Source organism: Halpernia sp., from assembly GCF_048269545.1.
In the GTDB taxonomy this organism is placed as follows: domain Bacteria; phylum Bacteroidota; class Bacteroidia; order Flavobacteriales; family Weeksellaceae; genus Halpernia.
Map to the genome: position 1 here is coordinate 50,963 of NZ_JBLXIJ010000007.1, position 20,958 is coordinate 71,920.

The 20,958-nt window shown below is 30.9% G+C and carries 19 protein-coding genes and 1 pseudogene; 7 read left to right on the plus strand and 13 right to left on the minus strand.

Features of this window, described 5'->3' with window-relative positions; translation table 11 throughout:
• Nucleotides 1-16: 16 nt before the first annotated feature.
• From asnS to ACN0WB_RS09235, 5 genes and pseudogenes are all read right to left on the minus strand, one after another.
• Nucleotides 17-1,465 (minus strand): asparagine--tRNA ligase, encoded by a 1,449-nt coding sequence (asnS, locus tag ACN0WB_RS09215; RefSeq protein ID WP_417431050.1) that lies wholly within the window; start codon nt 1,463-1,465, stop codon nt 17-19.
• Nucleotides 1,466-1,690: 225 nt separating this feature from the next.
• Complete coding sequence (gene rimM, locus ACN0WB_RS09220; protein WP_417431052.1) at nt 1,691-2,233, minus strand: ribosome maturation factor RimM; 543 nt, start codon at nt 2,231-2,233, stop codon at nt 1,691-1,693.
• Nucleotides 2,234-2,460: 227 nt separating this feature from the next.
• Nucleotides 2,461-3,000: pseudogene (locus ACN0WB_RS09225) on the minus strand (30S ribosomal protein S16); the annotation flags it as partial.
• A gap of 327 nt (nt 3,001-3,327) precedes the next feature.
• Nucleotides 3,328-3,837: a nitroreductase family protein gene (locus ACN0WB_RS09230; protein ID WP_417431054.1), complete on the minus strand. Its 510-nt coding sequence runs from the start codon at nt 3,835-3,837 to the stop codon at nt 3,328-3,330.
• A gap of 83 nt (nt 3,838-3,920) precedes the next feature.
• Nucleotides 3,921-4,367 carry a hypothetical protein gene (locus ACN0WB_RS09235; RefSeq protein ID WP_417431056.1) on the minus strand — a complete coding sequence of 149 codons (447 nt, stop codon included), beginning with the start codon at nt 4,365-4,367 and terminating at the stop codon, nt 3,921-3,923.
• Between the two features lie 342 nt (nt 4,368-4,709).
• On the opposite strand from ACN0WB_RS09235, the gene ACN0WB_RS09240 reads away from it, so the two are divergent.
• A complete protein-coding gene (locus ACN0WB_RS09240; RefSeq protein WP_417431058.1) occupies nt 4,710-7,550 on the plus strand; it encodes an alpha-amylase family glycosyl hydrolase in 2,841 nt (946 codons plus the stop codon).
• 72 nt (nt 7,551-7,622) lie between these two features.
• Here the strand turns inward: ACN0WB_RS09240 and ribB are convergent, their stop codons facing one another.
• The 3 genes from ribB to ACN0WB_RS09255 all read right to left on the minus strand — a co-directional run bounded on the left by ribB (nt 7,623) and on the right by ACN0WB_RS09255 (nt 9,736).
• The gene (gene ribB / locus ACN0WB_RS09245) at nt 7,623-8,744 is read right to left on the minus strand and encodes a 3,4-dihydroxy-2-butanone-4-phosphate synthase (protein ID WP_417431060.1); all 1,122 of its coding nucleotides are present in this window, start codon (nt 8,742-8,744) and stop codon (nt 7,623-7,625) included.
• An 86-nt stretch (nt 8,745-8,830) separates the two neighbouring features.
• Nucleotides 8,831-9,241 (minus strand): thiol-disulfide oxidoreductase DCC family protein, encoded by a 411-nt coding sequence (locus tag ACN0WB_RS09250; RefSeq protein ID WP_417431062.1) that lies wholly within the window; start codon nt 9,239-9,241, stop codon nt 8,831-8,833.
• A 6-nt stretch (nt 9,242-9,247) separates the two neighbouring features.
• A complete protein-coding gene (locus ACN0WB_RS09255; RefSeq protein WP_417431064.1) occupies nt 9,248-9,736 on the minus strand; it encodes a heme-binding domain-containing protein in 489 nt (162 codons plus the stop codon).
• Between the two features lie 169 nt (nt 9,737-9,905).
• Between ACN0WB_RS09255 and der the strand changes: the two genes are divergently transcribed.
• The 3 genes from der (at nt 9,906) to upp (ending at nt 12,337) form a co-directional block, all read left to right on the plus strand.
• On the plus strand, nt 9,906-11,216 hold the full coding sequence (gene der, locus ACN0WB_RS09260; protein ID WP_417431066.1) for a ribosome biogenesis GTPase Der: 1,311 nt from the start codon (nt 9,906-9,908) through the stop codon (nt 11,214-11,216).
• Between the two features lie 61 nt (nt 11,217-11,277).
• Nucleotides 11,278-11,622 (plus strand): four helix bundle protein, encoded by a 345-nt coding sequence (locus tag ACN0WB_RS09265; protein WP_417431068.1) that lies wholly within the window; start codon nt 11,278-11,280, stop codon nt 11,620-11,622.
• A 64-nt stretch (nt 11,623-11,686) separates the two neighbouring features.
• Complete coding sequence (gene upp / locus ACN0WB_RS09270) at nt 11,687-12,337, plus strand: uracil phosphoribosyltransferase (RefSeq protein ID WP_417431070.1); 651 nt, start codon at nt 11,687-11,689, stop codon at nt 12,335-12,337.
• Between the two features lie 243 nt (nt 12,338-12,580).
• Here upp and ACN0WB_RS09275 read toward each other — a convergent pair whose 3' ends face one another.
• Genes ACN0WB_RS09275 through ACN0WB_RS09285 form a run of 3 tightly spaced genes read right to left on the minus strand, consistent with a single transcriptional unit; the run spans nt 12,581 to nt 16,246 of the window.
• Nucleotides 12,581-14,707: a helix-turn-helix domain-containing protein gene (locus ACN0WB_RS09275; protein WP_417431072.1), complete on the minus strand. Its 2,127-nt coding sequence runs from the start codon at nt 14,705-14,707 to the stop codon at nt 12,581-12,583.
• A gap of 48 nt (nt 14,708-14,755) precedes the next feature.
• On the minus strand, nt 14,756-15,676 hold the full coding sequence (locus ACN0WB_RS09280) for a YihY/virulence factor BrkB family protein (RefSeq protein ID WP_417431181.1): 921 nt from the start codon (nt 15,674-15,676) through the stop codon (nt 14,756-14,758).
• Between the two features lie 57 nt (nt 15,677-15,733).
• On the minus strand, nt 15,734-16,246 hold the full coding sequence (locus tag ACN0WB_RS09285) for a gamma carbonic anhydrase family protein (protein WP_417431074.1): 513 nt from the start codon (nt 16,244-16,246) through the stop codon (nt 15,734-15,736).
• Nucleotides 16,247-16,394: 148 nt separating this feature from the next.
• On the opposite strand from ACN0WB_RS09285, the gene ACN0WB_RS09290 reads away from it, so the two are divergent.
• Nucleotides 16,395-17,273, plus strand: coding sequence for a NifU family protein (locus ACN0WB_RS09290; RefSeq protein WP_417431076.1), 879 nt, complete (start codon nt 16,395-16,397; stop codon nt 17,271-17,273).
• Nucleotides 17,274-17,357: 84 nt separating this feature from the next.
• A complete protein-coding gene (gene hemH, locus ACN0WB_RS09295) occupies nt 17,358-18,380 on the plus strand; it encodes a ferrochelatase (protein ID WP_417431078.1) in 1,023 nt (340 codons plus the stop codon).
• Between the two features lie 4 nt (nt 18,381-18,384).
• Here the strand turns inward: hemH and ACN0WB_RS09300 are convergent, their stop codons facing one another.
• Nucleotides 18,385-19,596, minus strand: coding sequence for a type IX secretion system plug protein domain-containing protein (locus tag ACN0WB_RS09300; RefSeq protein WP_417431079.1), 1,212 nt, complete (start codon nt 19,594-19,596; stop codon nt 18,385-18,387).
• A 95-nt stretch (nt 19,597-19,691) separates the two neighbouring features.
• Here ACN0WB_RS09300 and ACN0WB_RS09305 point away from each other — a divergent pair, with 95 nt between their 5' ends.
• Complete coding sequence (locus ACN0WB_RS09305; RefSeq protein ID WP_417431081.1) at nt 19,692-20,330, plus strand: MBL fold metallo-hydrolase; 639 nt, start codon at nt 19,692-19,694, stop codon at nt 20,328-20,330.
• A gap of 57 nt (nt 20,331-20,387) precedes the next feature.
• Here ACN0WB_RS09305 and ACN0WB_RS09310 read toward each other — a convergent pair whose 3' ends face one another.
• The gene (locus ACN0WB_RS09310) at nt 20,388-20,948 is read right to left on the minus strand and encodes a thioredoxin family protein (RefSeq protein WP_417431083.1); all 561 of its coding nucleotides are present in this window, start codon (nt 20,946-20,948) and stop codon (nt 20,388-20,390) included.
• Nucleotides 20,949-20,958 lie beyond the last annotated feature (10 nt).

The following is a 20,958-nucleotide window of genomic DNA, read 5'->3' on the forward strand; positions in this document are numbered from 1 at the left end:
TTTAAATGTAAATTATCTAAAACTCCGCATTTTTGGGCGTTCTTGGGAAAGGAATTACGTCGCGAATGTTTGTCATTCCCGTTACAAAAAGCACCAATCTTTCTAATCCCAAACCGAAACCAGAATGTGGAACAGAACCAAATTTCCGCGTATCTAAATACCACCAAAGTTCTTTTTCATCCACATGCATTTCTTGCATCCTATTTTTTAAATAATCAAAACGCTCTTCTCTTTGAGAACCTCCGATAATTTCGCCAATTCCTGGAAATAAAACGTCCATTGCTGCAACCGTTTTTCCATCGTCATTTTGACGCATATAAAATGCTTTGATGTCTTTCGGATAATCAAATAAAACCACAGGACTTTCAAAATGCTTTTCGACTAAAAAACGCTCGTGTTCCGATTGTAAATCTGTTCCCCAAGATTCAACCGGAAACTGAAATTTTCCTTTTTTATTCTCTTTAGAATTCATTAAAATCTCAATGGCTTCTGTATAACTCACTCGTTTAAAACGTTTTGAAAGAACGTTTTCTAATTTTTCTATTAAACCTTCTTTTGCTCTATCTTTTTCAGGTTTTTGTTTTTGCTCTTCGGCAAAACGTTTATCAAGAAATTCTAAATCATCTTTACAATTATCTAAAACATACTGAATCACATATTTTAAAAAATCTTCCGCCAAATCTATATTATCTTCTAAAACATTGAATGCAACTTCTGGTTCTACCATCCAAAATTCGGCTAAATGTCTTGTAGTGTTAGAATTTTCTGCTCTAAAAGTCGGGCCAAAAGTATAAACTCTTCCCAATCCCATCGCCGCAGTTTCTGCTTCAAGTTGACCAGAAACTGTTAAATTTGTTTTTCTTCCAAAAAAATCTTGCTCAAAATCTATTTCTCCTTCTTCGGTCTTTGGCAAATTATTTAAATCAAAATTACTCACGCCAAACATTTCGCCTGCGCCTTCTGCATCTGCTCCAGTTATTACCGGAGTATTTAAATAAAAAAATTGATGCTGATTAAAATATTGATGAATCGCAAAACTCACCGAATGGCGAATTCTAAAAATGCTCCCGAAAAGATTGGTTCTAAAACGCAAATGTGCTTGTTCACGAAGTTTCTCCAAGCTATGTTTCTTCGGTTGTAGAATCGTGGTTTGCATTTCTTCGAAAAAATTATCACCAAGAATTTCAATTTTTTTTGCTAAAATTTCAATGCTTTGTCCAGCTCCTTGACTTTCTACCAATTCGCCCGTTACTTTCAAAGAAGTTGCGGTGTGAATATTTTTAATTAAATCTTCACTGAAATCCTCAAAATTGACAACTATTTGTAAATTATTAATTGTTGATCCATCGTTCAAAGCAATAAAACGATTGGAGCGAAATGCTCGAACCCAACCTTTAATAACAATATCGTGGTGAATTAATTTTTTATAATCTCCGAGAAGTTCTTTAATAGTTGTCTTTTCCATTAGTTTTTTAAAATATTTTAAATCTTCAATTTAATGCGTTTTGTTTCTTTAAATGAAGGATTACAAATATAACAAAAAATGGCGTAATTCTTGATGAAGAGGATTTTTTTCAAAGAAAAATTACCTTAAAGTAAGTTGCTAAAATGAAAGATAAAAGTTTTTATGAAAAAAAGATTTTAGAAAAAAATAGATTTAAAAAACGTAATTTTTTAAAAACAATTTATATTATTCGTCTTTCTTAGAATCAATCAAATACACATCCAAAAGTCCTTCTGGAACCTGCATTTTTATGAATTTTTCTTCGCGGTTGACTTCCAAAATCCAATCTTTAATTACTGGAATAATGACTTCTTTTCCGTTAAGATTTAAAATGAAATAATGCTGCGTAATTGAATCATTTATTTCTTTGATAATCCCGCAAGTTTGGTCATTTTGATCTTTAATTTCAAAACCAATTACTTCGTGATAATAGAACTTTTTGCCTGAAAGTGGTGGTAAAGTTTCCATGGGAAGGAAAACATTTCTACCAATACTTTGATCCACCAAAGCTTCAGTAGAATTTTTAAAGGAAAGATTGAGTGTATCTCTTTTGGAATAACCCAATTTATCAATAAAAAAAGGAACCAATAATCCGTTGATTTCAACGAATATTGATTCCAAATTTTTGTAAAATTCTGGTTGGTCTGTATCCAATTTCAGGATTACGTTTCCAGCCAAACCGTGTCTACGAGTGATTTTGCCTAAAAAATAGCAATCTTCTTTTCGCATCACAGACTAATTTATTAAGCTTTTGCTTCGTCAGTTCCTTCTTCTTCTTTGTCAGAATTTCCGGTAACCGCATCTGCTACTTTTGCTACAGTTTCTTTCACACTTTCTACAGCGTCTTCAACAACTGCTACTGCTTCACCTATTTTATTAGCTGCAGTTTCTGCGATTGTTTTTTCTTCCGCTGGAGTTTCCGCAACAACCTCTTCTGCAGGAGTATTTGCTGCTTCTTCAGCCGCTTTTTCTTCTGCTAATTTTGCGTCAGCTGCTGCTTTTTCTTCTGCCAATTTCGCATCGGCTTCAGCTTTTGCATCTGCTTCTAGTTTTGCTGCTGCATCTAATCTACCTTGGTTTACTTTAGCTTCTGCTTCTAAAGCTGCTTTTTTAGTTTCTGCTTTAGATTTTGATAAGTTAGATTTTTTTCCCTCTACTTGTTTTGCTTTTTGCTCTAACCAAGTATTGAATTTTTTCTCTGCTTCAGCTTCATCAAATGCACCTTTTGCAACTCCACCAAGAAGATGTTTTTTGTACATTGCTCCTTTGTAGGAAAGAATTGCTCTGGCTGTGTCTGTTGGTTGCGCACCATTGTTCAGCCATTTTACAGCTGCATTTACATCTAATTCAATAGTTGCTGGATTGGTAACTGGGTTATAACTCCCGATTTTTTCAATCATTCTACCATCTCTTCTTGCTCTTGCGTCTGCTACTACAATGTGGAAAAAAGGTTTGCCTTTTTTACCGTGTCTTTGTAATCTAATTTTTACTGACATATAATTTTAAGTTTTTGGGAACTCGTCCCGTTAATTATTAAGTGCGCAAAGATAAGAAAAAATTAGATTTTACAAACATTTAATTTTTAAATAAAAATTCAGGAAGTTTTAAGTACAAAAAGAACAAAAGCTTTATGATTTAAGATCTTAAATATTCCTCTTTAAAGTTAAAATAAATTTGATTGTCATTCCGAACGAAATGGAAAAAAGTGAAATGGAGTGAAGAATCTTTTAATATAAAACAGAAACGTCATTTATAATTTTAATAACATAAATAGAAAAGATTCTTCGCTTCACTTTGTTCCGCTCTGAATGACAAAAATAAATTTAAATATTTCCTACATAAAATAAACCAATACATTTTTGATTTTCTTCTAAGTTTAAAAATTTCCCGAGTTCTTCTTTTACCGCAGGTGTGCTCCAATAACAGCCAATTTCTAAAGCAGTACAAGTAAGATACATGTTCTGAACAGCCATTGCCGTTGCAGCAATTTCTTCCCATTCGGGTAAAAGTCCGCTGAAGTTTACAGAAATAGTAATAATAGCAGCAGAAGCATTAACTTTCCTCTGAATGTCTAAATATTTTTTTTCTAAAAAGTGTTCTTCGGAAACTGAATTTTTATAAATCTCTGCCATTTCTTCACCCAGAACCTCTTTATCTAATTCTTGAAAAACCTGAAAACGCCATGGTTTGGTTTTCTTATGATTTGGTGCAAATTGTGCAGAATATAAAATTTCATCAATCGTTCCTTCTTTTAGTTCACCGGGTAAAAAGTCTTTTGGATAATGACTTTTTCGGTCTTCAATAATTTTTTTAAGTATATGTATATTTTCCATAAATAATTTCAGAATACAAAAATAGACAAAAGAAAACTTTCTTTGGATTTCTAATATAGTTCTAAAATCACTATTTTAGAATATCAAATTACATTTTCTATAGTTTGAGAAATATTATTTAATACGAAAGAGTCGCCTGCTTTCTTTCCCTTCATAATCTGCGCCATCGGACTTATTTCGGATATGGCATAGAAACGATCTCCATTAAAAAAGAATTCTCCTAAACCAACTGAAATATAAAATCTCGCTTTATTGGTAATAACGATTGCACCTAATTTTATGATTTCAGTAGATATATTGTTCACTTTTGCCATATCCGTTCGTAATCCATTCAAAAACGATTGTTGTTTTTGCATATGATAAATTTCCGCTTGCATTTCTTCTCGTATAGAATCATATTTTGCGGTTTTCTTTACTTCTCGACTTGCCTCTAAAGTAAATTCTAAAAAGCGACTTTGCCTTTCAATTTTCTGTTTTATAATGTTTAGTACAAAGTCTCTGATTTCATTTTTTATAAACTTCTGTTTCATATTTTAAATAAAATTAAAGATAATATTTCTGTATTTAACTTTTTAGTTATTAATAAACTTAAAATTTCAATTTCTAAATTTTGGAAAGAATAGTATTTTAAGCTTTTCATTTAAAAAAATTGTAAAAAAAAATTGTAAGAAAAAGATAGAAATCTTGAAGCAAAAGTGATTTTTCGCAAATTACACCTACCAAAAGAAAACTTTTTTATGGATTTTTGAATAATAAAAATTTGCAAACAAAAAAACTTAAATTAATTTCTCAAAAAGAGTAATTAGTTAAATAATTTTTTTCTTTTATTCATTCAACTTTTTATATATATATTTACCTTTAAAATTAAATTTATGCATAAAAAATTATACACATTTGTTTTTGTATTTTTTATACAAATACTTGTTTTTTCACAAAAACAGAATATAACTTATAGCTTTACTCCAGCTACTTTTAATGAAGACCAAAGTGTAACACTTACTGTTCCTGGAAGTGCAATAAACCAAGCAACATGGGGAACAAAAGATCTTTATTTGTGGGCTTGGTCTTTTGATACAGCAACTGGAACACAAAAAGATTGCCCCACAAATGGCGCTTCATTTAGCACTTCTACTGCCACAAATAAATTTACCTACCATGCAGGTGCAGATAATTACACTTTTACATTTGTACCAAATACCTTTTTTGCCAGAAATGGAATTAATAAAATGGGATTTTTGTTAAAAAATCTCGGAGGAACGGTTCAAACTATTGATTATTTCCAAAATATTGGTGCATTTCAATTTATTAATCAAAATCCAAAAAGTGGAAGTGTCACTTTTGTTTCTACGGGCGGAAGTTATCCCATTCAATACAAAACATCCATATCTGCAAATTGGGTTTTAAAAGCAAATGGAAATGTGGTGGATACAAAAACAGGAACAAATACATATAACAATTATGGTTTTACCGTAAATGGAGATAATAATATGGAATTAACTGCTACAAATCCGGTAGATAATTCGGTATTAACTTCAACATTTAGTCTAGGAAATACACCTGCGGTACAAACTGCTGCAATTCCTGCTTATATAAAACAGGGAATAAATTATGATCCAGCGGATGCTACGAAAGTTGGTTTAGCACTTTATGCTCCACTTAAATCTTATATTCATGTGATTGGAAGTTTTAATAATTGGGCTGTAAGCAGCAATTATTTAATGAAAAGAGATACTGCAAATCCAGATTTATATTGGATAGAAATTACAGGACTTACTTCACAACAAATTTACACTTTTCAATATAGAACAAGTGATGGTGTGAAAGTCGCGGATCCATATTCACCAATGGTTTTATCACCAGATGATGATCCTTATATTTCTGCAACTACTTTTCCAAATTTGCCTACTTATCCTGCGGGACAGAAATTTGATGTTTCAATAATTCAAACTGCAAAACCAGCTTATAACTGGACGGTAACTAATTTTCAGAAACCTTCAAAACAAAATTTAATTGTTTATGAAGCCTTAGTAAGAGATTTTACGGCAGAGAGAAGTTGGCAATCTATGATTGATAAAATCCCTTATATAAAAGGATTAAATGTTAATGCAATAGAATTAATGCCAATTATGGAATTTGATGGAAATAATTCTTGGGGTTATAATCCTGCTTTTCATTATGCATTAGACAAAGCTTATGGAACTCCAGAAAAATTCAAAGAATTTGTAGATAAATGCCATCAAAATGGAATTGCTGTGATTTTAGATATTGCACTAAATCACGCTACTGGACAATCTCCATTGGAGAGAATGTGGATGGTAGATGACGGAACTGGATATGGACCGGTAGCTGCTAATAATCCGTATTTTAACCAAACTGCAAAACATTCTTATAGTGTTTTCTATGATTTAAACCACTCAAAAGCTGAAACAAAATATTATGTAAACCGCGTTTTAACTCATTGGATAAATGAATATAAAGTAGATGGTTTCAGATGGGATTTAACTAAAGGATTTACGCAAGCTTGTTCTCCTTCAGATGAAAGTTGTACAAATTCTTACCAACAAGATCGTGTAGATATTTTAAAAGGATATGCAGATGATCAATGGGCGGTAGATCCCAACTCTTACGTAATTTTTGAACATTTAGGAACTGATTCTGAAGAACAACAATGGGCAAATTATAGAATAAATGAAGGAAAAGGAATAATGATGTGGAATAAAATGACGGATGAATACGGTCAAAATACAATGGGATATTCAACAAATAGTGGAATTTCTCGTGCAAATTACACCACTCACGGTTTTACAGACAGAAGAAATATTGCTTATGGAGAAAGCCATGATGAAGAAAGATTAATGTTTAAAGACTTTTCTTATGGCGCAACAAACGGAACTTATAATGTAAAAGATTTAGCGACAGCTTTACAAAGACAAAAAGCTTATGCCGCAATTTTCTTAACTATTCCTGGTCCAAAAATGATTTGGCAATTTGGAGAATTAGGATACGATTTTAGTATTAACAGATGTACAGATGGAACAATCAACAACGATTGTCGTTTAGCTGAAAAACCAGTTGCATTTTCATTAGGTTACGATCAAGATATTGTAAGAAAAACAGTTTACGACACTTGGTCAAAAATTTTACAAATTAGATTAGCAAATCCTGTCTTTGATACAAAAACATTTTCAATAGATTCTGGCAATCTGCTTCCAAGAATTTATATTTATGATAATTCATTAGAAGCAAATAAATTAAAAAATGTAGTGATTTTAGCTAATTTTGACTTAACTACTAAAAATATCTCCCCTGATTTACCTTATGCAGGAACTTGGTATAATTTGATGGATAATTCTGCAAGAAATTTCCCAGCTACAACTACACCAGTTTCTTTGCAACCAGGCGAATTTATTATTTTAGGAAACCAACCTTCTGGTGCTTTAGCAACGGATGAAACTAATGCAAATAATAATTCAGTTAAAATTCAATTAGAGCAAAATCCAGTTACAAATAATGAAGCAAGATTAAAATTAAATAATGCTAAAAATGGTGCAATTGCTATTTATGATCTTAGTGGAAAATTAATTAAAACAGCAAAAGCAGATTTAGATAACGGAACGCAAGTTTTACCATTAAATAATTTAAAATCTGGAATGTACATAATTCAGTTAAAAACAGAAAAAGGAAATGCAGTAACAAAAATGATTATTAAATAAACACATCAAATATATTACGAAAGAAAAAGCAGGAAATTATTTTCCTGCTTTTTTATTTATATTTTTTTAAAATTAAAGTTGCACCATTTCAGAAACTTCAACACCATAACCCGCAACAATTGGTTTTAAATTTGGATTTTGTGTAATTACTCTAAATTTATTCACTCCCAAGTTTTTAAGGATTTGAGTTCCAATACCATAATCATGAAAGTTGGAAGACAAAGTTGGACGAGCTTCTTGCCCATTTTGAAAATCTAAAAACTGTTGCAGTTTTCTCAATGTATTTTCTGAATTAGATACATTATTAATAAAAATAACAACACCTTTTCCTTCTTTATTTATCATATCAAAAACCTTTTCTAACAATGGTTTTTCACCAGTATTCAATCTACTTAAAACATCAAAATAAGAATTAGAAGATTGCACCCGAACCAAAACTGGTTCATTTTCTACCCAACTTCCTTTTGTTAATGCAAAGTGAATTTGATCTGTACTCGTTTCTTTAAATGCATAAAAATTAAAATCTCCATAAAAAGTTTTCACTTCTTTCTCTTCTATTCTTTCTATTAAATCCCCTTTTTTTAATTGATAATGTATTAAATCTTCAATTGAAACTATTTTTAAATCATGTTTTTTTGCAAGTATAGAAAGTTCTGGAAGTCTTGCCATCGATCCGTCGTCATTCATAATTTCACAAATTACGCCGCCTTCTTTTAATCCCGCTAATTTTGTTAAATCTATCGCTGCTTCTGTGTGACCTGCTCTCTTTAAAACACCACCTTTCTTTGCACGTAGTGGGAAAATATGACCTGGTCTCATAAAATCTTCCGGTTTCATATTTTTATCCATTAAAGCTAAAATTGTTCTAGAACGATCTCCCGCAGAAATTCCTGTTGAAACGCCTTTTCCCAAAAGATCTACAGAAACAGTAAATGCCGTTTCTTTCGGATCGCTACTTCTTGTAACCATTACATCTAAACCCAACTCGTCACAACGCGCTTCTGGAAGTGGCGTACAAATTAAACCACGCCCATAAATAGTCATAAAATTGATGATTTCTGGTGTTGTAAGTTCCGCAGCAGAAAGAAAATCACCTTCGTTTTCACGATTTTCATCATCTACAACGATTATAATTTTGCCATTTTTTAGATCTTCAATGGCTTCTGGAATTGTATTTAAAATAATATCTGACATTGCAATAATTAAATTTCTGCAAAGATACTGACAAATGGAGCGTTAGACAATTTTAATTGAAAACAATAAAAGGAATCATCTAATCTTTAAATCTTTTCAATAAACTTTTTTCTTTCTTCTGCAGTAGGTAAATAACATTTTGCAGAAGCCATTTTCATACGGTTTCTAGAAATAAAATCATAAACATAATCACTCAGAAATTTCGGAATTATCTTAAAAATTCTTAGAAATGAAAACTTTCCACCCAAAATATTTGCAATTTTTAAAACTGCAGAAGATTTCATAAGATAAAATTTACCAGGTGAAAATAAATATAATGTATTGAATTGATCTGTGTTTAAATTTCTCTCTGAAAGAAATTTTTGTCCAAATTCTGATTGTAAAGCAGAGAATAAAAACTGATTTTTCTTATCATTTTTTAAAATCCAGCCCACCCAAAAATTACAGAAACCACAATCTCCATCATAAAAAACAACATATTTATTTTCAATATTCAAAATAATTTATTTTTTAACTTTAGCTTCTTCTGGTGGTAAATTATTGCTAATTCTTGTGTCATTTTCAATTTTTCTAAAATAATTAATAAGTATCGTTTTTTGTTCTGCGTTTAGAACAGCTTCAGAATGTAACAATACATAAGAATTTAAAGGCATATATCCTTTTTCCACTTCATCTGCGGCTTCAAATAATTTATGGGCTTGTCGCTTTGGAGTATAAGTTGCAAAAGTAGAGAAATTAAAATGTTTTCTTCCTTCATCAATATGATTCTTCAAAAACCATCCAAAAGGCTGAATATTTGAATACCACGGATATTTCGACTCATTTGAATGGCAATCATAACAAGAAGTTCTGATTATTTTTGACACGTTTTCTGGGGTATTTTTAATTACTAAAAAATCCGTTCCAGTATTTACAGGAGGATTAGTTTTATCAATTCTAAAAAATTGAATAATCACAAACACAACTAATAAAACAATTAATACTTTTTTCATGGTTATTTTTTATTAACTAAAATTAAAAAAATTTGATGACAATTTCCCTAAAAATTCTATGATATAATATATTGTGGGAAATTACAAATTTAAACTTACCTTTGCAAAAATTTTTGGGCTTCAATACTTGAAGTAACCCATTAATAATTAATTTATTAAACAAAATTTTATGTCAAATATTGTAGCCATTGTCGGCCGACCAAATGTGGGAAAATCCACTTTATTCAACAGACTTTTAGAACGTAGAGAAGCCATTGTAGATTCTGAAGCAGGCGTTACAAGAGACCGTCATTATGGGAAATCTGACTGGAATGGTGTAGATTTTACCGTAATTGATACAGGAGGATACGACATTGGAACAGAAGATGTTTTTGAAGTTGAAATCCGAAAACAAGTCGCACTTGCTGTGGAAGAAGCCACTTCAATTATATTTATGGTAAATGTTCAGGAAGGTTTAAATGATACCGACCAAGAAATATTTGAACTTCTAAGAAAAGCTAATAAGCCTTTATATTTGGTTGTGAATAAAGTAGATTCTTCCAAAGAAGAACTTCCAGCAACAGAATTTTACCAATTAGGTGTAGAAAAATATTATACTTTATCTTCTGCAACAGGTTCTGGAACTGGTGAATTATTAGATCAAGTGGTAAAAGATTTTCCAACTACAGAATACAAAGATCCATTTGAAGGTTTACCCAAAATTACCATTGCAGGAAGACCAAATGTGGGAAAATCTACTTTAACAAATGCGCTTTTAGACGATAATAGAAATATTGTAACCGATATTGCAGGAACAACTCGTGATAGTATTCAAACTTTATATAATAAATTCGGGCATGAATTTGTTTTGGTTGATACAGCCGGAATGCGCCGAAAAGCCAAAGTAAAAGAAGATTTAGAATTTTATTCTGTAATGCGCGCCGTTCGTTCTATAGAGTTTTCTGATGTTGTAATCATTATGATTGACGCAACGCAAGGTTGGGAAAGTCAAGATATGAATATTTTTGGGCTCGCTCAAAAAAACCGAAAAGGAATTGTTATTTTAGTCAATAAATGGGATTTAGTGGAAGATAAAACCACAAATTCCATGCGTGATTTTGAAGAAAAAATAAAAGAAAGATTGGGGCAATTTAGAGATATTCCTGTTTTATTTGTTTCCGCTTTAACGAAACAAAGAATTCTAAAAGCAGTTGAAGTTGCTATGGAAGTTTACGAAGACAGAAAAAAACGCATTAAAACTTCAAAATTAAATGAAGTGATGTTACCAATTTTTGAAAAAACGCCGCCGCCTGCAAACAAAGGGAAATATATAAAAATAAAATATTGCGTTCAACTTCCAACGCCGTCACCACAATTTGTATTTTTCTGCAATTTGCCGCAATACGTGAAAGAAGCTTACAAAAGATTTACAGAAAATCAACTTCGAAACGAGTTTGGTTTTACGGGCGTTCCGATTGAGATTTACTTCCGCCAAAAATAAGATGATGTGACAATATGTTGATTTGATGAATTAAAAATTAAATACTGAAATATCTATTTTTATGGAAAGAAGAAATGAGGTTTTGGAATTGAGCATTGAGTTTTCTGTTAATATTATTAAATTTACTTCGAGACTTGAAGCTGAAAGAAAATTTATAATTGCAAATCAATTATTAAAATCTGGAACCTCTGTCGGCGCAAATATATTTGAAGCACAAAGTGCAGAAAGCAGAGCCGATTTCATTCATAAATTAAAAATTGCGGACAAAGAAGCAAGAGAATCAGAATATTGGCTTTTACTTTGCGAAAAATCTGAAAATTACCCCTTTGATTTAGAGTTAAAAACACAGTTACTCAGTATTCAAAAACTACTTTCAAAGATTATTTCTACTTCAAAAAAAATATAGCTATTTAAAATCTTTTTCCGAAATTAGCAAATCATCACATCTTCAAATTAACAAATCAATAGTTATGCTCAAAATTCTTTCTGAAAATTTTTCACTCGTCAATTCTTGGATTAACGATTTACGAAATGTAGAAATTCAACAAGACCGAATGAAATTTCGTAGAAATATGGAAAGAATCGGTGAGATTGCAGCATTTGAAATCAGTAAAACTTTAGAACAAAAAACGATAGAAATCACCACACCTTTAGATAAAATTACTTCTCAAGAAATTGCGATACAACCCGTTATTACAACTATTTTAAGAGCAGGCGTTCCATTATTTCAAGGGATTTTAAATTATTTAGATAAAGCAGACTGTGGTTTTGTCGCAGCTTACAGAAAGCACGATGCGAATGATTATTTTTCTATAAAACAAGATTATTTAACTTGTCCAGATTTAAACGGAAGACCTTTAATTGTTGCAGATCCAATGCTTGCAACGGGCGCCAGTTTAATTGAAGCTTTAAAAGATTTATTGGAACACGGAAAACCGACAGAATTGCATATTGTTGCAGCAATTGCGAGCAAACAAGGCATAGAAACTATTCAAAATGCATACCCAAATGCAAAACTTTGGGTGGGTGTAATTGATGATAAACTAACTTCAAAAGGTTATATTACTCCAGGTTTGGGTGACGCAGGAGATTTGAGTTATGGCGAAAAATTACAGCGGTAATTTTTATAAAAATTTCTTTTGTCATTCAGAATGGAACGAAGTGAAATGAAGAATCTGTTTTTTAGATATTTTTACTGCTTTTGTCATTCCGTTGGAATCTAAACTTTTTTTTGCGTTGAGATTCTTCCTTCGTCAGAATGACAAAAACACGTTGTATTATTCTGTAATTTTTGCATCGAATCACGTTTTGCGTCTTAAAAAAGAATTAAAATAAAAAACTTGCGCCTTTGCATTTAACCAAGATTAAGCATTTTCCTTTTCTTTCAAATAATTGAAATGATTTAAAAGCAAACGAATTTCATTAAATTCAAAATCATTTGGTAATTCCCTTTTCCAATCATTTAAAGATTCAAAATTGTTTTTATTAAAACTTTCTTCAAAGGTTTTAATTTTTTCTTTGGCGAAAATTCGTTTAATATCTAAAACGCCTTGTTCTGCAAAACGCGCCAAATGTCCGTAAATAGTCTCTGTCACTAAACCGCGTTCTTTAGAAATTTCAGGAATGGTTTTCCCTTCTTCAAATAATTTAAAACTTAAAATATGTGACGGAACTTTTACAATTTTTGCAGAAATTACGACTTCATTTTTTGAGTCAAATAATTTCTTATTTAATAAATAAACTGATTTTAAACCCTTTAAATAATCTTCCAAATCATCCAAAAATATTTTTAAATCTTCATTGTAAGCTTTAAGACCTTTCACACCTTTTGATTCGGCGTAAAATTCTTTCAAACTACTGAAAATCTTTTCATTGGTATTATTAAAAAAGAAATTCACTGCGCCAGAAGCTTTATCTTCAATTTCTTGCCATTCAATTTTTCCTTGTGAGAATTGGTAAGATTTTAAGAGTAGAATTTTTTCAAATTTATTATAAACTTGAACTAAATTATCAACATCAATTTTCAATTTTGAATAAAGTTCTTTTGCTTTTTTATTATCTAAAAAACGACTTTCTTGCGCAGAAATATTCCATACTTTTAGCGATTCTTGAAACCAACGGCAATCTGTATATCGCAAAATTTTCCGAATGGAATAATCAAATTTTTCTGCATTTAAAATAGTTTCCAGTTGATCGTTTGCATTGGTTTCACTTTGAAAAGCTGAAATTCTTTTGTCACTAAAAATTACTTCCGGCGTAATTTTAGATTTTAAAACAATTCCTTCTAAAGTTCTACAGCGCGATAATGCCACATAAACTTGTCCAGATGCGAAACTTTTTCCTGCATCAATTATCAATCTATCAAAAGTTAAACCTTGTGATTTGTGAATTGTAACCGCCCAAGCTAAACGAATTGGGTATTGCTCAAAACTTCCTAAAACTTCTTCTTGAATATTTTTTTGTCCATCAAGACTGTATCTTTTGTGCTCCCAAACTTCTTTTTTTAAAGTAATTTCAATGTCACTTTCATCTAAAAGAACAGTCACTTCTTCTTCTTCTAAAGAAATGACTTCGGCTAATTTTCCATTAAAATAGCGTTTTTCAGTTGCATCATTTCTAATAAACATAACTTGCGCACCGACTTTTAATTCTAAAATATCTTCATTCGGATATTGATTTTCTTTAAAATCACCGACAATTTTTGCTTCATATTTAAAAAGTTTCGATTTTAAATCTTTGATTTTTTTATGATTAATTTCATCCGCCATTCTGTTGTGCGAAGTGAGATAAACGTAGGCTTCATCTTTCGGTTCAAAATCTGGAATATAGCGAGAATTTAATTTTTCAAAATCTATTTCGTCTCTGTTTCCATCACGAATTGCATTTAATATTGTTAGAAATTCTTCATCGGTTTGCCGGTAAACTTTCTCTAATTCAATGGTAATAAACGGTAATTCTTTTATGGCTAAACTTTCAAAAAAGAAAGGTGAATTGTAGCACATTTTCAAAATATACTCATCACGAACAACCGGTGGAAGTTGATATAAATCACCAATAAAAAGCATTTGAACGCCACCAAATTTCTGCTGATTTCTACGAATATGTCGCAAAGAAAAATCCATCATATCCAAAACATCCGCTCGCAACATTGAAACTTCATCAATAATAATGATTTCTATTTCTCGTAATAATTTTAATTTGTCTTTTCTGTATCGAAAATGCGGCATCAAATCTGAAATATTCATCGCAGAATTGGTATCCACTCTTTCTAAAGTCGGCAAAAAAGTTCGCAACGGAAGTCCGAACATGGAATGAATTGTAACTCCACCTGCATTGATTGCAGCAATTCCGGTGGGTGCAACAACAATATGTTTTTTTTGAGTTTTTTTTACAAAATCATTTAGAAAAGTAGTTTTCCCTGTTCCTGCTTTTCCGGTAAGAAAAATACTGCGGTTTGTAAATTCAAGTAAATCAAATAAAGCGTCATTCATCTTCACAAAAATAGGAAATTGAATTTTAAAAAATAGTGAAAACTAAGTTTATATATTGGCTTTTTCTTGTTCTCTCAAAATCTTAGAAGCTGCCCATTTTGCGTGTTTAGATAATTGAATTTTGTAACCCATTTCTCGCGCATAAACTTTTGTAAATTCAGCACCAAAAAATATCAATTGGCAAGAATAATTAATCCACATCATTATCAAAATAATAGTTCCCGCTGCGCCAAAAAGAGAAGTCGGTTTTGATATTTCAAAATAATAACTTAAAATAATTTTACCTAAATTGAAAAGAAGAGCAGTAACAAAAGCACCAATCCAAATGGAATTCCAAGGTATTTCTACATCTGGTAAAACCTTAAACATCAAGGAAAAAAGCAGCCAAATTACTCCAAAACTTGTTAAGAAATAGATGACTTTCATTAACATAAATGTCTCTAACCCAAAATAATGCGTGAACCAATTATTCGCAATATTTATTACGGAAGATAAAACCAAGCTTATTAAAAGCAAAAAACCAATAATTAAAATCATTCCTAAAGAATTGGCACGATCTAAGAGGTATTTTTCAAAAGCTTTTTTTGGCGCTGCTTCTACTTCCCAAAGTTGATTAAGAGTTCTTTGCATTTGGAAAAACAAAGTAGTAGAACCAAAAATTAATGCTATAATTCCTAAAACTTTCATCGTAATATTAGAATTTTCTAAAACAGCACTTGTGACCATTTTTTCTAAACTTTCTGCAATTTTCGGTCCCATGAAAGAGCTAATATTTCGAGAGATTTGTCCCCTTACTGCTTCGTTTCCAAAGAAAATTCCCGCAATCCAAGTGATAATAATCAATAAACCAGGAATTGAAAATATAGCAAAATAAGCCATTCCTGCACTTTCTTTTATAGAAGTAGAATTTATCCATTCAATAAACGTCATTTTAAAAAGTCGCCACGTAAGTTTTAGTTTTTTCATGATATTCTAAGAAAAGAAAATTTTATAAAACAAGTATTGATTTTAAAATTACGATTAATTCTATTTGTACCACCCAGAATATTTCACATAATTATTCGCAATTCTTTCCACTTCACCTTCCAAAAGTTCTGCAGAAATATCTTTAATTTTTCTTGCGGGAATTCCCGCCCAAACTTCGCCAGATTTCACATGAGTTCCTTGAGTAACAACAGAACCTGAACCGATTATAGAATTTTCTTCCACCAAACAATTATCCATCACAATTGCGCCCATTCCAATTAAAACATTGTCATGAACTGTGCAACCATGGACAATGGCGTTGTGTCCGATAGAAACATTATTACCAATTATTAGAGGAAATTTTTCAAAAGTGCAATGCAACATCACATTATCTTGAACATTTACTTTATTACCCAATTTTATAAAATTCACATCGCCCCGAATTACCGCATTATACCAAATGCTACAATCTTTTCCCATTTCCACATCGCCGATTATTGTTGCGGTTTCTGCTAAAAAAGTATTTTCTCCAATGATGGGTGTTTTTTCTAAAAGTTCTTTTATTAACGCCATAATTTTAAATTTAAAAATGAATTGATTGGAAAATTATATTTTAAATAATGATTGATTTGCTAATGATAATCATAGCAAAAATCTAACTTCTAATTTCTAACTTCTAATTACTTATCCGTATTTTTGTAATCAAATTTAAGAAAATAAAATGCATCAAATATTAATAGAACCTACAGAAAATAAAAAAGTAATAAAATTCGTCACGGATTATACTTTAATTCCCGGTTCTGTAGAATTAGATAGAGATTCGGACATCAAAGAAATTCCTTTAGCGCAAGAACTTTTTAAATTTCCATTTGTAGAAAAAATATTTATCACTGCTAATTTTATTGCAATTGCTAAACAAGATTCCGTAGAATGGGAACACGTAACAGAAGGTTTGAAAGATATTATTGAAAAAGAACTTTCATCAAATCCAAGAATTTACAAACAAAAAAATAAAGAAATTTTTCAAGTTTATTCTGAGATGACTCCAAACCCAAATGTAATGAAATTTGTTTCAAACAAAGTTTTATTAGAAGGTTTTGTGGAAGTAAAAACAAAAGAAACATCAGTTATCGTTCCTTTAGCAGAAGAACTTTACAATAAATTTACATTTATAAAAGAAGTTTTTATTTCTGATAATTTTGTTGCGGTTACAAAAGATGAATCTGTAGAATGGCATGAAGTAATGGTTGAAGTAGCAACTTTAATTGCCGATTTTTTAAATTCAGGAAAAACAATTTCTTACTCACAACCACAATCTCACCAAAAACCTGTTGAAAATATAATTGATAGAGATTACACTGAAAATGAACAAAAGATTTCAGATATATTGAATGAATACGTCGCTCCAGCTGTAGAAGGAGACGGTGGAAAAATTTCTTTAATTGAATATGAAGTGGAAACTAAAACCGCAAAGATGCTTTTGCAAGGCGCATGTTCTGGTTGTCCAAGTTCTACAGCCACTTTAAAAGGTGGAATTGAAAATATTTTAAAACAATTTTTACCAGAGTTGGTAGAAAATGTGGAAGCGGTGAATGGATAAAATCATAAGCAATGGGTATTAATTAATGAGCAATATTTACGCTCAACAATTACTTATTACCCATTGCTAATTACTTATAAAAAAATGAAAGGAATTTTATTAGTCAATCTCGGTTCGCCGAAATCTACCAAAGTAGAAGATGTAAAAACTTATCTTGATGAATTCTTGATGGACGAAAAAGTGATTGATTATCGTTGGTTTTTTCGCTCACTTTTGGTGCAAGGAATTATTTTAAATACGCGACCAAAAAAATCTGCAGAAGCTTATAAAACAGTTTGGACGGAAGAAGGTTCACCATTAATTGTTTACACTGAAAAAGTTCAGAAAAAATTACAAAAATTAGTAGATGTTCCTGTAGAAATTGGAATGCGTTATGCGGAACCAAGTATTGAAAATGGCCTCAAAAAATTAGTAGAACAAGGCGTGACTGAAATTGTTTTATTCCCACTTTATCCGCAATATGCGATGAGTACAACGGAAACTGTAATTGACAAAGCAGAAGAAGTTCGGAAAAAACATTTCCCAGAAATTAAAATAAATTATATTCAACCGTTTTATAAGCGTGAAATTTATATCAATTGTTTAGCTGAAAGTATTCGTGAAAAATTGCCAGAGAATTTTGACGCTTTGCAATTTTCTTATCACGGCGTTCCAGAACGACATATTTATAAAACCGACCCTACAAATACCTGTAATTTAAATGATTGTTGCTCACGAAGTGAAAATCCAAGTCATCAATTTTGTTATAGACATCAATGTTTTAAAGTAACGGAAGAAGTTATTAAAAAATTAAATTTACCGAAAGAAAAAGTTTTGGTGACATTTCAATCGCGTTTGGGAAAAGACAAATGGATGGAACCTTATACAGACGCAACTTTAGAAATTTTACCAAAAAAAGGAATTAAAAATTTAGCCATTGTTTGTCCGGCTTTCGTTTCAGATTGTCTGGAAACTTTAGAAGAGATTTCTGTTGAAGGAAAAGAAATATTTGAACATGCAGGTGGAGAAACTTTTAATTATATTCCGTGTTTGAATGATGAAGATCGATGGATTGAAGTGGTGAAAACTTTGTGTGAAGAAAAATTAGAAGAATTTTATTTGGTTTAAATTATTAACGCACCGCTCTCCTAGTTTCACCATAACCAATCAATCCATCATAGTTTCTACCAAAAGGTTTGTAATATAAAAACGCTTGGTAAAGATTTTCTGTTTGCCAAAAATTTCCGTTGATTTCTCCCAGATTTATAATTCCAGAAGCATCTTTTGTAGCTAAAATATAATTGTAAAAACCTTGTTTAAGATAAATTTTTGCGGTGTATCTTTTATTTGCTGTATCGTAAAACATTTCACTGTTTTTATCTGCGATATAATCATTAAACTGTCCTAAAACATAAATTTGCTTATCAATTTTTTCTGAATCTAAATTGAAATAAACCCAAGAATAATCTGCTTCTCGGTCTGCATTTCTTTCCGTTCCAAGATCATTTCTTCTAAAATAAAACGCACCATTTACGTCGCCTTGATTTTGATAATTTAATGGATACGCCCAAACTGGAAAAAGATAAGTATAATTTTTACCATCAATATTTTCAACATTTGCAACCATATCAAAAGCTTGATTAATGATTTTATTATCAAAATAATAAAACTCATTATTTCCCGCAAAAGCCAAATTTAATTGCTGAAACAAAACCTGACTTCCCAAACTTGAACTCGGTCTTTGGTTAAAAACGCCGTTATTAAAGTTATTATTTTGAATGACATTTAAACTAATAGAATTTAAATTGGAAGACAAATTTGCACCGTTTGAGATAGCTTGAACTTCAATTCTTTGGTTAAGCTGCGGTTTTGAAGCATCTTGAAAACGCGTGATATTTAAAGCCAAATTCACTCCATCTTCTACGATACAAAATCGTTTCGTAAACAATGGATTTGACGGCGAATCTTGATAAACAATCAACTCATAATTTCCCGAAATTTTAGGCCGAATTTTATCATTTGGAAAAGTTAATGTGTAATTGGTATAAGCTTGTGAAGTGTTAAAAGAATATTGAAACTGATCAATTAATCCATTCAAACTTCCTGTTGCAAACTCGGTAAAAAATAAATTATCATCTTGCCAATTTCTATCAAAATGCTTAATTGTGTATCTGTAGATTTGGTTAGAATTTGATAAATCATCGAACTTTAAAATCAATTGATCATTAAAACCAATTACCGCAGTTTCATCGTTGGTTTTGGGGTTAAAAAGTTGAACACTTCGAATATCTTGAGAGAAAATCAATACTGAAAATAAAGAAAAAATAATTTGTAAAAACTTCATAAAACGAAGATAAGGTTTTTGATTTGATGATTTGACAATTTTATGATGCGAAAATGTGAAATTAACTGACTAAATTTGTAACTAAATTAAATAAAATGCTCACAGTAAAATCTTTCACTTTCAATCCGTTTTCAGAAAATACTTACGTCGTTTATAACGAATTCAACAACGCTTATATTATTGATCCTGGAAATTTTACAGATGAAGAAAATTTAGTTTTAAAACATTTTATTTCTGATCATGATTTAAAAATTGAAAATATTCTGTTAACTCACGCTCATATTGATCACGTTTTAGGTTTGCAATGGGCATTTGATGAATATCAAGTTCCTGTAATGTTGCATGAAATTGAACGCGAAATTTTAGAAAGGAATCCGATGGATGCGAATCGGTTTGGGTTTTTCTTTAAGCCTTTTGTTGGCGAAATTCTCTATTTAAAAGAAAATGATATTTTAAAATTAGATTCAGATGAATTGAAAGTTTTGCATCTTCCAGGACATTCTCCAGGACATATTGCGTTTTATAATGAATTGCAAAAATTAATAATTTCTGGCGATGTTTTATTTGAAGGAAGTATTGGTAGAACCGATTTATACAAAGGAAATCACGCACATCTTTTAGAAAGTATCCGAATGAAAATGTTTAATTTACACGCGGAAACCCAAGTTTACAATGGCCACGGAAATCCTACGAGTATTGGTTTTGAACGAAATTTTAATCCGTTTTTTAAATAAAAAGATATTAGATATTAGACAATCACAATCTAATATCTCATGTCTAATATCTAACATCTAATTTTTCCATTTAATTCCGCAACCCATACTCGGTTTTTGCATTTCTTCCTGATTTTCTCCCGCCAAAAGATTTTCAAAAGCGATTATTAAATCTTCTCCCGTAACTTCTTTGTGATTCCCTGGTCGAGAATCGTCCATTTGTCCGCGGTAAATTAAATCTAATTTATCATCAAAAAAGAAAAAATCTGGAGTGCAAGCTGCATCGTAAGCTTTCGCAACTACTTGACTTTCATCATATAAATAAGGAAATTTAAAACCTTCCGACTCCCTAAATTCCACCATATTTTCAGGAGAATCTTGCGGATATTTCTCTACATTATTAGAATTAATTGCGATAAATTCTATTCCTTTTGCGCTGTAATCTTCATACAATTCCGCCAATTGATCGATGACATGCAAAACGAACGGACAATGATTGCACATAAAAATAACCAAAGTTCCTTTTTCTCCTTTCAGATTTTCCAAAGATTGTAAGTTATTATTTTCACTTGGATTTGGAAGTTCAAAAAACGGCGCTTTTGTACCGAGTTCGAGCATATTAGAATTTGTATCAGACATAATTTTTATT

What these genes read in the sequence shown, in the direction of transcription:
- ACN0WB_RS09290 (WP_417431076.1), top strand. Translation starts at nt 16,395, where the DNA reads ATGCATCAAATATTAATAGAACCTACAGAAAATAAAAAAGTAATAAAA.
- ACN0WB_RS09235 (WP_417431056.1), bottom strand. Translation starts at nt 4,367, where the DNA reads ATGAAACAGAAGTTTATAAAAAATGAAATCAGAGACTTTGTACTAAAC.
- ACN0WB_RS09240 (WP_417431058.1), top strand. Translation starts at nt 4,710, where the DNA reads ATGCATAAAAAATTATACACATTTGTTTTTGTATTTTTTATACAAATA.
- der (WP_417431066.1), top strand. Translation starts at nt 9,906, where the DNA reads ATGTCAAATATTGTAGCCATTGTCGGCCGACCAAATGTGGGAAAATCC.
- ACN0WB_RS09285 (WP_417431074.1), bottom strand. Translation starts at nt 16,246, where the DNA reads ATGGCGTTAATAAAAGAACTTTTAGAAAAAACACCCATCATTGGAGAA.
- asnS (WP_417431050.1), bottom strand. Translation starts at nt 1,465, where the DNA reads ATGGAAAAGACAACTATTAAAGAACTTCTCGGAGATTATAAAAAATTA.
- ribB (WP_417431060.1), bottom strand. Translation starts at nt 8,744, where the DNA reads ATGTCAGATATTATTTTAAATACAATTCCAGAAGCCATTGAAGATCTA.
- hemH (WP_417431078.1), top strand. Translation starts at nt 17,358, where the DNA reads ATGAAAGGAATTTTATTAGTCAATCTCGGTTCGCCGAAATCTACCAAA.
- upp (WP_417431070.1), top strand. Translation starts at nt 11,687, where the DNA reads ATGCTCAAAATTCTTTCTGAAAATTTTTCACTCGTCAATTCTTGGATT.
- ACN0WB_RS09230 (WP_417431054.1), bottom strand. Translation starts at nt 3,837, where the DNA reads ATGGAAAATATACATATACTTAAAAAAATTATTGAAGACCGAAAAAGT.
- ACN0WB_RS09265 (WP_417431068.1), top strand. Translation starts at nt 11,278, where the DNA reads ATGGAAAGAAGAAATGAGGTTTTGGAATTGAGCATTGAGTTTTCTGTT.
- ACN0WB_RS09255 (WP_417431064.1), bottom strand. Translation starts at nt 9,736, where the DNA reads ATGAAAAAAGTATTAATTGTTTTATTAGTTGTGTTTGTGATTATTCAA.
- ACN0WB_RS09310 (WP_417431083.1), bottom strand. Translation starts at nt 20,948, where the DNA reads ATGTCTGATACAAATTCTAATATGCTCGAACTCGGTACAAAAGCGCCG.
- rimM (WP_417431052.1), bottom strand. Translation starts at nt 2,233, where the DNA reads ATGCGAAAAGAAGATTGCTATTTTTTAGGCAAAATCACTCGTAGACAC.
- ACN0WB_RS09305 (WP_417431081.1), top strand. Translation starts at nt 19,692, where the DNA reads ATGCTCACAGTAAAATCTTTCACTTTCAATCCGTTTTCAGAAAATACT.
- ACN0WB_RS09275 (WP_417431072.1), bottom strand. Translation starts at nt 14,707, where the DNA reads ATGAATGACGCTTTATTTGATTTACTTGAATTTACAAACCGCAGTATT.
- ACN0WB_RS09300 (WP_417431079.1), bottom strand. Translation starts at nt 19,596, where the DNA reads ATGAAGTTTTTACAAATTATTTTTTCTTTATTTTCAGTATTGATTTTC.